Source organism: Aporhodopirellula sallentina SM41 (assembly GCF_000346505.1).
Taxonomy (GTDB): Bacteria; Planctomycetota; Planctomycetia; order Pirellulales; family Pirellulaceae; genus Rhodopirellula; species Rhodopirellula sallentina.
Genome location: NZ_ANOH01000366.1, coordinates 1 through 15,002 on the forward strand (window position 1 = coordinate 1; position 15,002 = coordinate 15,002).

Sequence of the window (15,002 nt, forward strand, 5' to 3'; positions counted from 1 at the left end):
CCGCGGTCAGTCCATCCGTCACGAGATTCATCCAAAGGATCTGCACCGGCAGAAACAACAAAGGGCCACCCATCACGATGTTGAGAAAGATCGCGACCACCTCGCCCGTGTTCGACGAGAGTAGATAACGTACAAATTTCTGGATGTTGTCGTACTGCCGCCGCCCCTCTTCGACCGCTCCAATGATGGAGCTGAAATTGTCATCCGTCAAAACGATATCGGCCGCTCCTTTGGCAACATCAGTCCCACGTTCTCCCATCGCGATTCCGATGTCGGCCTTCTTCAACGCGGGAGCATCGTTCACGCCGTCACCGGTCATTCCGACGATGTGTCCCTGAGCCTGAAAAGCGTTGACGATTCGCAGCTTCTGTTCGGGCGTTGTCCGCGCGAAAAGCACGTCACCTCGGATTCTTTCAGACAATTCCGCATCACTGATCCCATCCAACTGGCTGCCCACGAGAGCCGTCTCGCTCGGTAACCCGATCTTGCGTGCGATCGCGAGTGCCGTCGCGGCGGAGTCTCCGGTAATCATCACGACGCGTATTCCCGCCGTGCCCGCCAACGCAACCGCATCGGCCACCTCCGGACGTGGCGGGTCCATCATTCCCACGACGCCCAACAACGTCAGCGATTGCTCCACCTCGTCCGCGTCGCACGCATGATCGTGGCCGAGGTTTCGTCTAGCAATCGCCAATGTTCGCAATCCCGACGAAGCAATTGATTCGACTGCCTCTGCGACTTGGTTCCGATCGGAATCCGACATCTCGCGAATGCGGGCCGGCGCCCCGCCGCCTCCCTCGAGGAGATGCGAACACCGTGGCAGGATTACCTCCGGAGCCCCCTTCACGTGCGCGATCCAATTATCCCCGACCTGCTCGATGACGGACATGCGTTTGCGAGTCGAGTCAAACGCGAACTCGTTCACCAACCGGGACACGCCGTCGATATCCATCCAAGCTTTCAATGCCGCAACGATCAACGCACATTCGGTGGGCTCACCGTAGTGTTTCCAAACACCGTCCTCCCGCCGAACCGTCCCGTGGTTGCAAAGTACCGCCGAACGCAGCAGCTCCTGCAACGGCAGATCATGACGGTAATCGATCCGCTCTCCGCTAACCTCAAAATGTCCCAGCGGATCATAACCAACACCGGTGACGTCGACTTCCCGGCCGAATTGCCAGATCCGCTGCACGGTCATTTGATTCTGTGTCAACGTTCCGGTCTTATCGGTGCAGACCACCGTCGCGGCACCGAGGCCCTCCGCCGCGCGAAGCCTTCGCAGCAACGCCTTCCGCCGAACCATCGATCGCACGCCGAGCGCCAGCGTCAACGTTACCACGGCCGGCAAACCCTCAGGAACGACCGCCACCGCAAGCGAAACGCCCGTGAGAAACATCTCCAACAGAGGTTTCCCCAACATCCATCCGGTCAAGGCAACCACAAAGGAAATGCCAACCGCCACAAACCCGAGATACCGTCCCAACACCGCGAGCTTCTGTTGCAGCGGGGTCGTGTCGCTCGCGATTCCTTCGGTCAGTGACGCGATTCTGCCGAATTCGCTGTTGCCGCCTGTTCCGACAACGATCCCGATGCCACGACCGTGCGTCACCGCCGTCCCCATCCATGCCATGTTGGATCGCTCCGCCAGAGCAACGTCATGGTCAATCGTTGCCGAGCTTTTGGACACGGAAACAGATTCGCCGGTCAACGCCGATTCATCGACACGCAGATGACTGCTCTCGGCGATTCGCAAATCTGCCGCAATTCGATCGCCGGATTCGAACAGAACGATATCTCCTGGAACCAACGTGTTCGCGTCTACGGTCTGCTCGTTTCCATCGCGAATCACTCGGCACGTCGGCGTCAACATCTCCCGAAGGGCGACCAAAGACCGTTCGGCTTTCCATTCCTGAACGAACCCGAGTGCCCCGTTAAGGATCACGATGGCAAAGATGGTGACCGCATCAGCGAACTCACCAACAGCGAGAGACACAACCGCAGCAACCAACAGGATCGCAATCAGCACGTCCACGAACTGACGCCGCAGAACCTCGTACCAGCGTACATCCTTGCCGCCCTGCAAACGGTTCGGACCATAGTGTTGCAGACGCTGTTCGACATCGGCGGTCGACAGTCCTCGTTCGAGCGAGGTTTGCCACTCGTTCGCTACCTCCGATGCTGAACACCGGTGATAGTTACGAATCGAATCGATGTTTCCGTCTTCCAAAGAGCTCGACTGAACCGATCGAGTCAAACTTTGCATTTCCACGCTCACACCTCAATTCAGCGAGAGGCACAACTCCACGGAATCTTCCTGAGATGCCGCATTGCAATCCTCGCGCCGATCGTGCTCAGCAGAGAATGTTCTATCGGGGCGCAGGATCACTCAACCGGACACGTTCGCTCCCACCACCGCACGTTGATCCAGCGTCACGTTTGAGTCCCGCGCCCTGTCTTCTTTGTTGCGAACGATCAAGACACTGCACTGAGCATGACGAAGAACGTACCGCGACGTGCTGCCGATGAAAACGCGGGTCAAGATTCCACTGTCACTGTCACCGGTCACGATCAAGTCGCACCCGTGCGTTTCCGCATAGTCGATCAGTGCGTCGCCCACATGTTCGGCTTCGACGAGATGCGTTTCCGTGGTCAGCCCGATCGATTGAAGCTGCGTTTCCAACGCCAGAATCTGGGCTTGCGCGTGATCGACGTAACCCTGCCAGAACTTCGACGCCCTGCGACGAATGTCCTGACGGTAGAACGTGTCCAACCTCAACACACGCACCAAATGCACCTCGATGCTCGAGTGCAACTGAAACTGCTTCAGGCAATCTATCATCCGCTGGTCTTCTTCACTTCCCGATAACGCGATCACGATCCGCTCGAGCTTGGGAGGGATCTCCGAATCGCGACGTGGTCGCACGACCAACGTGGTCGTCTCGCCATGCGTCGCCACGTAGTCCGAAACACTACCGAGCAGAACACGATCGAGCGCCGAATGCCCGACTGCACCGAGCACCACGAGGTCGACATCACAGTGCTCCGCCGCCGCGAGGACTTCATTGGCGGGTTGCCCGATCGGCACATGTGTGCGAATGCTGTGGACAGGTCCGCACAACTTCGCCGCCGTCTTCTCAACGCGTGCCTTGGCGATTTCGCTTTCTTCATTGAGAAAGTCAGATAGGTCTTCCGCAATTCCCTCCGCACCCGGATCGATACTCGAAGGAGGAGTCACGGCCGAAACGATCTCCAGATCGATCGGTCTGCGAAACGGCATGGCAAGCAAGTACTCTGCCGCTGCCTGAGAGTGTTTAGAAGCGTCGTTGGCCAGAAGGACACGCATGATCGACTCCGAATTCCATGGGGGTGAACATACGGATCGATTGCAAACGAGATACCAATGAAGAATCACGTCCGCAGGAGGCCATTTCGTGCGATACCGCTCGTGTCTCTACCGAATTGTCGCGCTCGCACATGTCCGCCGCGTCGTCTCAAATCGTGGGAACACGCAAGTGATTGCGAATCGCCTTCACGGCCGGTACCCGTCGCACGATCTCCTGGGCGAGTTGTTTGAGATAGAACGATTCGACGGTTCCGTGGAGAGTCGCGACACCGGCATCGAACCGACACCGTGCTCCCCGTAATCCACACCGCTTCGACTCCGCGAGCGCCCGATGCAATTGCTCAACGACCGCGTCGGTCGGTCGCGGCTTTGCGAGCGGAGGTGCAGATAACTGCGGTGGCGACTCAAGCATTGTGAACATGAACGATCCCCGTGTTTGTTAAAAGATGCGTTGCGATGTGCGTTGGACCTAAGTCTTCCGCGCAACGACTCATGAGAAAAGTGCTCCCGTGGCAAACAACGCTAGAAGATCGCGGCAATATGCGCCGTATGCGATCCCTACCAAACAAGTTCGGCAACTATCCGAGCAATAAGTTCCAGGCGAAGTCGACGCCCGATGTGTCTGACAAGGCACCACATTCTTCTAGGGGAACTCATCTTGCCGCGAACGACGCAACCAATGTGCCAAGGTCAGATCGCACGCCACTCATAGCGAACATGTGACTAGGCGAATCATCCGTTCACAACTGTCAATGGCGCACCAATCAAGTTACCTATATCACAAAACAAAACCTGCTCTTTGGTCGACACTTCCAAACCTGCGACCCAAAAACGCAGTGCCAAATACTAAACCGTCGCCAGACTCATCGTTGCTCTTTGTCGCTTTTTGCGTTTCAGTTCGGATATCCCACCGATCTCTTCTGACCAGACCTCGCGACTTTATGCCGCATGAATGAAGTAGTGCGAAGTTCGCTCGCTCACGTTGAACTCGGACACGCCGCATACCTTACGTGTGCAATTGCGTTCACTCGTCACAACATAAGTGCGATGTGTCACGCGCGAGTCACCGCGTCGGTGGTTATTGATTGCGTGGCTCGAATATTCGGAACGTATGCTTTTTGCGATGTGCGGGGCATATGTTTTGCATCCTCATTGACCTGATCATCTGCACCCGGGGTGCATGAGGTCGTCCGTCAATCTTAAACGAGGAAAGACCATGAACACTCTGCAATCTGACCAGCAGGTCCCTCTCCACAGTTTCATGAGACGTGCTCCGATTTCGGTTGCCGAAACCGACACCATCGAAGAGGCCGTCGAAAAGATGAGTGAAAACCATCTCTCGGCGCTCCCGGTGATCGACGAAGAAAACTGCCTCACGGGCATTCTCACCGTCAGCGACATGTTGCGTATGATTCGCGATGCCGAACAGACGCTCCAAGCCGACATGGCGATCTACGATGAAAGCTATCTCATCGTCGACCTGATTCGCGAATGCCTCGGCGACGACGCGGTCTCAAGCGTGATGTCCGACGCAACGGTCGTGGCAACGCAAAATGACTCCGTCCGCGAAGTCGCACAGATGATGATCAAACATCAACTGCATCACGTGCCTGTCGTCAGTCATGACAAACAGCTCGTCGGAATCGTATCGGCAACCGATTACGTACGGTTCGTTGCTGAAATGACCTAACACGTCCGCAAAACGCCGGATCGAGACAATCGGCCGATGGTCGTTTTGCGAGTCGGCGTGCGACCGACCATGCAACATACGCCACCCCGGGTTCAGGCGGAGGCTCGAGGTGGTTGTGATGGTGATTTCGTGTGTGGGTTGGGCTCGGCCTTGCGCTCGGTCTTAAAAACCGAGCTACGTGGGAGTCACTTCCGTTAAATCAGTTTGCTCATCAGCGTTGTCGCGATCTTGTCGGCGGGCAACTGCGTGGCAACGGCTACTGTCCCAGTTGCAACCATTCCGGTCGGAACAACATGCAAAGCCCCAGGGCCAAAATAACAACGCCGCTAAGCAGTTTGAGCCAACGTCCTTCGCGTTCCTGTAGCTTTCGATGCGAAAGCGTAATGACCACGATCGATAGTAGGACGAGGTCGTCGAGCATGTACGCGAGAATGTAGATCAACAAATACAGGTGGTTCTGCCAGGCTGGCAACTCCTGCAACGTCAAGACTTGTGTGTACAACGCGGGCAGCCCGGCCGTGCATAACAATTCGACCATGTTGACGATCACCGCGAGCGCTACCGCACCGCTGACCGCAGCGGTTAAATACTTGGCCTCCACGATCTTTCGCACCCGGCGATACAAACCCGGCTTTTGACTTTCCGGGATGGAGAGCGAAATACCCTTCTTAAACGCGAAGAAGTCTTTCACGTTGATCACGCCGATGAAAATCGCCAATGCCCCCAAGGCGATTTGCACCGGCCGTGCGATTCCGATGAACAGAAACAAACTCAACCATGCCGCCATGAATGCGTAGTAGGCTATCCCGCTGACCAAAACAAACGTCCCGGCGATCAAGATAATCTTGCGACGGTCCTTGATATTGACGAGCACGGACAACAGAAAGACCAGCACCCACATCGCACACGGATTGAACCCGTCGACGAGGCCAACGAGAAAAGAAAACAGGGGCATTCCGAGATCTCGTACCCGTAGCTCGCCAAAGACCGGAACCTCAATCGATTCGATTTCGGCGGCATTCTCAACCGGTTCCTCGAGCCCCGCCTCCCCCGTTTCCGATGCGCTCGCCTCCTCGGGAAGAGCTAAATCGTCGAGATCAAAATCGAACTCTTCTTCGGAAAGAACCTCTCCGCCGATTACCTGCTCGTCTCTAGTCTGCTGTTCGCTTACTTGCTCCGGGACCTTCGTCGCCCCCGCATCTTGTAGGAATCCCACGCCGAACAACGTCGGACAGACACCGAGCAAGGGCAACCCTCCGAGGTCTTCCTTGGCCGGCGCGGGGATGCGGCGCAAGTTTTCAATCCGGGCCTTCTTGCGAATGAGATCTTCGATCTGGCGCCCGGTGACCTGATCACCCTGGTACCCGATGATCACGCTCCGTCCGAAATCAATCAGCGGCAGCCCCGGTGCAGAACCGCTGCCTCGGCACAACGCCTCCCATCGCAATCGAGCCGATTCGTCGCCCGTGATTTCATGGATGCGAAAACGAACCGCCGGCCAACGCTTCTGCAACGACTTGAGAAAGATCTTTGCCTCGCCGCATCGTGGACAGGTCGATCGAGTGTAGACATCGGCAGTGAACAACGCCTCGACCGCGGGACCACTGACGGACTTCCCCTCGAAACCAAAGTACATACGATCGCAGCAGTGAAACGCGGGCACGACGGGCTTGTCGCGGCCTGCCCGTTTCGTCAATTGGTACAATCGAACGAGAGAGCTGCGGTCTTTGACCACGTCATGCACGATTACTTCCAAACCGGTTGTCCGGTCGCGAAGATCGGCAACATACGCTCGCACGTCCGTCGCCGAGGCTACGTCGCCCCGCAGGAACACTTCCATCTGGACTGTATTGGTGCCTGACGTTGCGTTCGTCTGTTCATTGCGGAACGTAGAGTCGGTTTGCGGTGAAACCTCCGCCTGAACGTCATGCGAGAAGAGCATGCCCGCGCAGCACAAACACGCGAGCCCCACTAGGTGGACAATTTCACGACTGAGAAACGAACCATCACGATGTGGGGAGTCAAGGCGAAACATGGGAGGCAGCGGGGATAGGCGGGGATGAGAGACCAAAGACTCTGTGATCTCGCTGGAAACGCAAAGCACATACCGCAGCACGCCCGTTCATTCCGCAGCGACCGCGTACCGCCCGGCTCCATCAATCTGCTCAACTGAATACGAAGAATCCTTCGCGTTATGCCTTCACGACCGCCGCGCGTTGACGCAAGACTCATGCGGCCTTGGCATCGATGTCGTGCGTTTTCGACACATCCCATCCGCACGCATGTGACGACATGACGTGACCGATTTGCCTCGCGACGATCGGTCTTTCCTTCCCTTTGACGTTTTGCACATCGCTATCACAAACGGGCACACATGGCGGGAAGCTCCGCGATGACCTAAATTCCATTTATGACGCAATCACTCATTCATGACCTATTGATTATCCTGACCGCGGGGCTGCTGGCCGCTCTCGCGTGTCGATGGTTGCGCTGTTCGGTGCTGATTGGATATCTGGTCGTGGGTGCCCTCTTGGGGCACGGTGGATTGGGATGGATCGCCGACCACGATCATCAACTCGAGCATTTTGCTGAAGCCGGTGTGTTCTTGCTGCTGTTTTCGATCGGTGTTGAGTTCTCGCTCGACGATCTCTCCCGAATGGGCGGCAAGTTTGTGCTCGGTGGCATCACCCAAATGACGCTGGTTGGCGTTCCGATTTCACTGCTGCTGTGCGGAATTGGCATGGCGTGGGAACCTGCCGTCCTGATCGCATCGGCGTTGACGTTCAGCAGTACCGTCTTGGTCTTCAAAGCCTTATCGGAATCGGGGCAATCCCGAACAACGCACGGCCGGCGTGCGTTCGCAATCCTGCTGTTTCAAGACGCAGCTCTCGTGCCGTTGCTACTCCTCGTGCCGCTTCTCACCGGAGTCGACGGCGCACCGGGACTTCGTGACTATGTGACGTTGACCGCGACCTCGATCGCATTCATCTGTGTCATCACACTGCTAAGGACGGCGTTGTCGCAGTGGATTATTCCCTTTTTCGCAGGTTATCGCAGCCCTGAACTGATCATTCTCTTTACGATCGTTTCACTCGCCGGCGTTACCTTCTCCGCGCACTCGGTCGGACTGCCGCCGGCAGTCGGAGCCTTTGCCGCCGGTCTGATTTTCAACGGCAACCGATGGACTCACCAAATCGATGCGTTGGTGTTGCCGTTTCGTGAAACGTTCGCCGCGGTATTTTTCATCGGCCTCGGGTTGATCTTTGATCCACGGTTGTATGGCGTCGAGCCTCTTACAATCTTCGGGTCACTGTTCGGCGTCCTCTTGCTAAAAGCAGCCGCCGCGGCCGTCGCGCTGCGGCTGACCGGACTCGAATTTTGGCACGCCGTCGGCATGGGCCTCGGATTGGCACAGGTTGGTGAGTTCGCGTTCGTGCTCGTCTTACTCGGCCTGAAATCCGAGGTGCTTGACGAGATCGAATACCAACGCGTCGTCGCGGTCGCCGTCGGCTCTTTGCTTCTAACCCCCCCGCTCATGCAAGCCGGGTTGAGATTGTGCAGCTTGTCCAAGAGCACGGAGGAACTCGTCATTGACGCGAGCCCCTCTCCCACGGCCAACGAGCGTGCGACGATCATCGGCGCCGGCCCGATCGGCGGACGGTTGACCTCACAACTTGAGACGATGGGCAAAGAGGTCTGCTTGATCGACCTCAGCCCAATTAACCTGCAACCGTACGCACAAGCCGGCTTTCATACTGTTGTGGGCGACGCCAGCGACGGACAAATCCTGCGACTCGCCGGAGTCAGCGATTGTCCCCTGTGCATCGTCTGCGTCCCGCAAGATGGTACCGCGGTCAAGATCGTCAGGGAGATACGACGCATCAACCAGACCACGAAGTTGATCGTTCGATGCCGGTATCAAGCCAGCGTCACGAAATTGCAACGTCTCGGCGCCGATCACATCGTCATCGAAGAAACCGAAGCAACGTTGGCTCTCCTGCGTGCCCTCAGCCGATTTGACCTTGCGGACTGAACCAGCCAATAAAATACCACGGTTGCGAAACTAGGCTTCGCAACCGTGGCAATTGGTTTTAGGTTAGCTCTCCTGTCCGGCCGTGGATCTTGTTAAATATCCTCATGCCGCGGGATCCTATACAAGATCCACTACCGCAACCTCGAACAATAAATCGTCTTACCGATTGATTTTCGAGCTCGCCGGCATTGCTGCGGTTCCGCTGTTGCCTTCCGCGGGCATTCCCGAATCAGGTTTCATGGAAACATCAAAACCGGTCGTCGTCTTCATCGTCGCAACACTCCACGGCGGCGTGTAAGACGGCGCGGTCGAGGATTCTGGAATCGAGCGAGCGGCCGGCGAACTACGTTGAATCGTCGTCGTTGTCAAACCACTATTGGGTTTCGAATTGCCAGCGGCGGCGACCTTCCATTCGCGATACTCAGGAGCGTATCGTTGTGCCAGAGTCGCCTCCGCACTCTCCTTCTTCCCAGGCAACAACACTTTCGTTGGCGTGCCCTGAACGACTTTGCCCTCTTTCGTTTTGAACGAAGCGACCAAAGAGACTCGCGTCTGTTTGCCACCAACCGCGTCCCAAGGAATCCAAACGCTGTAGGACGCCCCGAGATCCGATTGGCTGAAGTGCCGCGTGAACTGTTCCGGCGTGAACTCGTAACGTTTGACGACGGGCGTTCCGTCTTCACGCGTTTCAGTTTCGTCAAACCCAACCACCGTGAGCGTTCCTTCGACCGGCACGGCGCGGGATTTCTCATCGTAGAAAAACACCCGTGCGCCGAAGCCACGTGTCGGGATACGCCCGGTCTGCGTGAGGGTGTCGGGCACCCAAGTGGACGCGAGTTTCACCGGATTCGGATACGGCTCTGGCATCGCGTCGTCATCTTTGGACCACGGCATCCGCTCGAGCAGGCTCTTTTTCGGAGTCGAGGATAGCAGCGACTCGTCCTTCTTTTGGAAGGTCGAACAACCACCGGCCATGGCACCAACGGTGCTAGCCAAAAACGCAATGGCGAGAGTTTGATTCTTCATGGTGGTTACTTCTTCCCTGAGATGAACGAGCCCAGCTTACCATTGAAACTCGACCAACGACCTGGCTGGCTCTTAGAAGTCTCGGACGAAGGTTGGCCGGTTGAGATTGTTTTCATGACGCCCTGTTTGGGCGGCACGTTTGCCGATGCACCGGTCGCGGGGATCGACGGCAAGGCTTGCTGAACCGGTGCCGGCAACGCCTCCGCTCCAGGGATTCCGCTGCCCTGAATACCGGACGCAGGAGCCTGCAACTCGGGCATCGGTGCGGGCAGTTCACTACCGGACACGGATGGTTGTCCCATACCGCTGTCCGACGCCGGTGCGTAGTAGTCTGATCCCAACATCCCGTCGTCCGAGATGATCGATTCACCGGGAGCGAGTTCGATGCCGCTGGCTGCCGGCGGTACGATTTGACCGTCGTAACTGCTTTCATGGTAAGCCGGCACACCACCGCGAACGGCTGAGTGTTTCGGCATGTCAGCGGCTGGGAACACGTCAACGGTTGGATGCACGTCAGGATAAATCGTTGGGCCAATTGCAGGTCCCCACAAACCGTATCCACCGGACAGACCCACGTCACCGTGAGCTTCCACCACGTCGGCCAAGCACCAACTCATGCGGCTTGACTCGATTTGTTTGACGTACTCGAGGTCTTCGTTACCGGTGACCAAAACAGGCGTCATCACGACGAGCAGTTCCGTACGACGCTCTTGCTCGCGGTCATATTTGAAGAATGTCCCTAACAACGGCACGTCGGCGAGATACGGCACGCGGCGAGTGAAGTTTTCGCGGCGTTTGGTAATCAGTCCGCCAAAGACAACCGTCTGTCCGTCGAACGCGGTCACGGTCGCTTGAGCCGTGGTCGTGTCGATCGCAGGAACAAAGATCGGGTTGTTGTTGTTGTCGAAACCAATGTTCTGACCGACGGTGTTGTTGATCGCCGAACGGGTCGCATCGATGTCCATCATGATCAGACCGTCCGCACCCACTCGCGGGGTGACACGGAGGATGATCCCGATGTCGACGTCTTCAATACCGATCAGGGTTTGGCCTTGAGCGGACTGCGAAATCTCGGTCGGACGCGGGAAGTTCTGCCCCACCTGGACGAAACCTTCGGTGTTGTCGGCGGTCATGACTTCCGGACGGCTAAGGATCTGCAAACGATCTGCGGTTTGCAGCGTTCGAAGGAACAGGCTGATCGATTCGCTCGCCGCGGAGAACACGAAACCACCATTGTTAGTCGAGTCCAGCACACTCTGGGCAACGCCGAACGTGGTCACACCACGAGAAGCGAGTGTTTCCTGAGCGTACGTGTTTTGGTTAGGCGTTCCCGCATCATTGAAATCAAAACCTGGGTCAGACGCTGTGCCAGGCACGCCACGATCAAACAAGATCGAGTCCTGCAAACCAAACTCACCACCGAGCTCGAAACCATCGGAAAGGACGACTTCCGCAATCAACGTCTTGATGAGCACCATCGGTGGACGGCGGTCGAGCCGATCGATCAACTGACGCACTTCCTCATACATCCGAGGCGAAACGCTCAGCAAGAGACTGTTGGTTTGACCTTCGGCGACAACGACCAAATCACGATCGGGCAAGTCATACGGTCCGAGACCTTGTTGCAACTGAGGAATGATGTTCTGCGATTGCTGACGCGATGCGACGTACTCTTGGATGGCGGTTGCAATGTTGATAGCAAGTTGATGCTTCAACCAGATCACTTCCGTAATCCGTTCAGCGAACCCGGCACTGTCCAGACGCAACAGGATACTCTCGACAACCTCGAGGTCTTCCGCTGATCCGCTCGCGATGATGCTGTTCGTTCGAGCATCGGTCGAGAACCGCAGAGGCACGAGAGCACTGTCGGCGGCCGACAATGACGGCAGCCCTGCTTGGTTGCCGGCACCGATACTCGTACCGGTCGAACTCGCGTCGTCTCCGAAGAGGTTCTGCAATGCAGTCGTCAACTGAGCCGCGTCGCTGTTCTCGATCGTAAAGACCTTCACCAACGAGTCGATTCCGGGGGCTTGGTCGAGCTGCCGGATCAATTCAGCAATCAACGGCATCCCTTCACTAGGAGCACGTACCACGATCGCGTTCGCGTTGTTGTCCGCGGTCACGACGGCACCGGAGAGAATTCCTGAATCCAGAACCGGGTTGCCTGGGTTACCGAGCGAAACGATCGATAGCGACGACGACTTGGGTGTGGTGTCATCGGGAACGTTTTCCGGCTCAGCACTGATCGCGTCTTGCAAAACAGGTGCGAGGTCTTCCGCACGTGCGTTACGCAGTGGGAAGATTCGGATTTGGCTTGCGGATTCTGTTTGACGAACGTCGAGCTGCTCGATCAGTCGCGTTACTTCGCTCATATCACGTGGCGATGCGGCAACAACGAGAGAGTTTGTTCGGAAGTCCGCGGTGATGCGAACACGATTCCCCAGCCCTGGACGCGGATCGGAATCTTCGCCCGGGATCGAGGTAAAGAATTCCCGAATGGTCGCTTCGGCATCGTTGGCCGATGCGTGCTTCAGGCGGAACACTCGCAGACGATCGGTGTCGGGGATCGGCTGGTCGATTTTGTCTACCAGGTCAAGCACCGCTTTGATCGCTTCGGCGCGACCGATCAGCAACAACGCGTTGGGTGCGTCGAGCGATGTGATGCTGACGTCGCCTTGCCGAGCAGACAGCACGTCCTCGTAGAGCTGTGCGAGCAGCGTCGCGACAGCATTCGAATCGGCGTGCTTCAGTTGACGCACTTCGACTTCAGGCTGGGTAATTTTCGCCTGCTCTTCGATCTCGGCGATCACTTCTTTGATACGCTCAACATCGCGTTTGGCACCTTTAATGATGATCAAACCCGAATCAGGCACGATTTGAATTTCGGTATCGCCAATCACGCCACCGTCGGTCACATCGAGCGAATCCGATGCCGCGACGTCGGCTGATTCCGTTCCCTCTACTTCGGCTCCGTTTTGGTTCTGCGGGAAGGCAGCGGTACGGAACTGCGGCGAAGTCCTGCCGGGCTTATTGCCGGTACTCGCCGGACGTCCGATTCGACGGTCACGCGACGAACTCGCAGACTGTTCGAGTCCGCGAAGCAACCGGATCGCACGCTGCACCGGAGCGACCTCGGCGTTAACCAATCGCATCACTTCGGTTTGTTGGTTCGCATAGCGTACCGGAGCATCAATCGCACTCAGAACGCTCTGCCACATCGCATGCGTATGAGGCAACGCCGTGAGAGTAACTTGATTGGTACGACGATCGACTTCGACGTGCGTGATCGACCCGCCACTGCCCAAGCTGATTTGGAACGAGGCCCGTTCACCGTTGCGGCTGGTAGTCACCGGAACCTGTCCGCCCGCGATAGCCTTCAACGTGTCTTCGGCCTCCCGCCAACTGACGTGAATCAGGTGCACGGTCATATCAGCCGGCTCGCCCGTGTTCATCATCTTGGGAGCGAGCCGTTTGACCATCGCCGCGGCGTCTTGGGCGATCTTCTTTTGCATCGACGGCGGAGCCATGACGAGGATGCCACCTTGGCCCCGATCGTCCGCGGTGATCGTGACACCTGCCTCCCCGTGGTAGTGCAGATTCAATCGAGTGGAGATCGGGTCGACGAGTTCGCGGGGAACCGGTACCTGACGCAGCTCGGGTGCATCGGGACGATCCGCAACCGCGATCGAACCGCCAAGGCACGTCAGAACGAATGCCAACGTTCCGGCCGCGAACCACCTGTGTTTTCTGGTCGAGCGAGTTCTTGCGTGAAACACCATACGATTCCTGCTGCCGATTGAATACCGCTCGGCCCCTCCGTTGGAACCAAGTCAATACGAAAATCAGAAAATTCCCGTACAACCGGATTCATCGTCACATGCCGACCGACTTCTTGAGCATGCAAGTACACGATTGGACGGTTTCATGACGGATTTCGCGAATCACAACAGTGACGCAGACGCACACCCTGGCTAATCGTCCAACACGCTTTCGCGTGCGACCACAGGCCGCAATCGCCGTGGAAAACGCGGTGTTTTTGTACACGCCGCGAATCAATTGATCTTGGAAATCGAAAGCAACGGCCACGATCGGCCGCGAAAAAGAGGCTGCCGCCGCGCCGCTGTTCCACGGCGAGAGGTGAGATCAAAGCAGCCAAAAAAAATTTTTCACGCAAAAGATTCCACCCCTCGAGCGGACGTCGCCCGAGGGTTTCACGCTGATGGCACCAATAACTGAGCCACGGACACCTTCTCGGTAGAGGGCAGTGAAGATGAAATTGACAGGAACGCGTTACATCAAAACAGCGGCGTTGCTTCGCCATCTTCAGTCATCTGCCACGGCGTCCAGACGATGACCGGGTCGTTGATTTTCAGATCACCTTTTCGTGGTGGAATCACCAACGTTTCGAGTTCGAGGTTCTCGACATCGAGTTCACGAGTCAAATCGGCGAGTTCAGCTTCGAGGCGATCATTCATGTCTTGCATGTCGATTCGATATCGCTCCAACGCCTCCTCTGCCCGCTTCACGTCACCACGTTGTTTCGCCGCGTTGGTGGCGCCACGCGCCGCCGTTGACATTTTGGACACGTTCCGACTGCTCGCGAGTTTGCGTCCCATGAACGCGCCGAGCACCGAGGCACCGAATGACATCAACGAAGACATCTTCGCCGCGTCGTACTGGTCGGTTTCTCTCGCCACGCGATCTTCCGCAGTGCGGATCTTTCCTTCGATCGTTTTCATCTTCTTCAGATACTTCATCCGCAGCTTTTCTGTTTCCAAGTCGCGATGTTCCCGTGCGGCTTGTTCGAAATGCAACCTCGCGTCCGTTTCGCTCAGCCCCGGCGGTGCGTATTCATCGAGCGTCGGACTCTTGAACAACTCCATCGGATGATGCCGGTACAGATATTCCTT

At 56.9% G+C, this 15,002-nt stretch carries 8 protein-coding genes and 1 pseudogene; 2 read left to right on the plus strand and 7 right to left on the minus strand.

Annotated features, from left to right (window positions below):
- From RSSM_RS24140 to RSSM_RS24150, 3 genes are all read right to left on the minus strand, one after another.
- The coding region (locus RSSM_RS24140; RefSeq protein WP_081613881.1) for a cation-translocating P-type ATPase at positions 1–2,263 on the minus strand (2,263 nt) is incomplete at its 3' end.
- Positions 2,264–2,386: 123 nt separating this feature from the next.
- A complete protein-coding gene (locus RSSM_RS24145; protein WP_044303512.1) occupies positions 2,387–3,343 on the minus strand; it encodes a universal stress protein in 957 nt (318 codons plus the stop codon).
- Between the two features lie 148 nt (positions 3,344–3,491).
- Positions 3,492–3,764 carry a BON domain-containing protein gene (locus RSSM_RS24150; protein ID WP_144060086.1) on the minus strand — a complete coding sequence of 91 codons (273 nt, stop codon included), beginning with the start codon at positions 3,762–3,764 and terminating at the stop codon, positions 3,492–3,494.
- Positions 3,765–4,559: 795 nt separating this feature from the next.
- On the opposite strand from RSSM_RS24150, the gene RSSM_RS24155 reads away from it, so the two are divergent.
- Entirely contained in the window at positions 4,560–5,033 is a 474-nt protein-coding gene (locus tag RSSM_RS24155; protein WP_144060087.1) for a CBS domain-containing protein, read from the plus strand.
- 256 nt (positions 5,034–5,289) lie between these two features.
- Here RSSM_RS24155 and RSSM_RS24160 read toward each other — a convergent pair whose 3' ends face one another.
- Positions 5,290–7,068, minus strand: a complete 1,779-nt coding sequence (locus RSSM_RS24160; RefSeq protein WP_008685723.1) for a glutaredoxin family protein — start codon at positions 7,066–7,068, stop codon at positions 5,290–5,292.
- Positions 7,069–7,443: 375 nt separating this feature from the next.
- On the opposite strand from RSSM_RS24160, the gene RSSM_RS24165 reads away from it, so the two are divergent.
- Complete coding sequence (locus RSSM_RS24165; RefSeq protein WP_008685726.1) at positions 7,444–9,066, plus strand: cation:proton antiporter domain-containing protein; 1,623 nt, start codon at positions 7,444–7,446, stop codon at positions 9,064–9,066.
- A 159-nt stretch (positions 9,067–9,225) separates the two neighbouring features.
- Here RSSM_RS24165 and RSSM_RS24170 read toward each other — a convergent pair whose 3' ends face one another.
- The 3 genes and pseudogenes from RSSM_RS24170 to RSSM_RS24185 all read right to left on the minus strand — a co-directional run.
- On the minus strand, positions 9,226–10,092 hold the full coding sequence (locus RSSM_RS24170; RefSeq protein WP_008685728.1) for a hypothetical protein: 867 nt from the start codon (positions 10,090–10,092) through the stop codon (positions 9,226–9,228).
- A gap of 5 nt (positions 10,093–10,097) precedes the next feature.
- Positions 10,098–13,871 (minus strand): secretin N-terminal domain-containing protein, encoded by a 3,774-nt coding sequence (locus RSSM_RS24175; protein WP_044303514.1) that lies wholly within the window; start codon positions 13,869–13,871, stop codon positions 10,098–10,100.
- A 516-nt stretch (positions 13,872–14,387) separates the two neighbouring features.
- Positions 14,388–15,002, minus strand: a pseudogene (locus RSSM_RS24185) (ATP-binding protein); the annotation flags it as partial.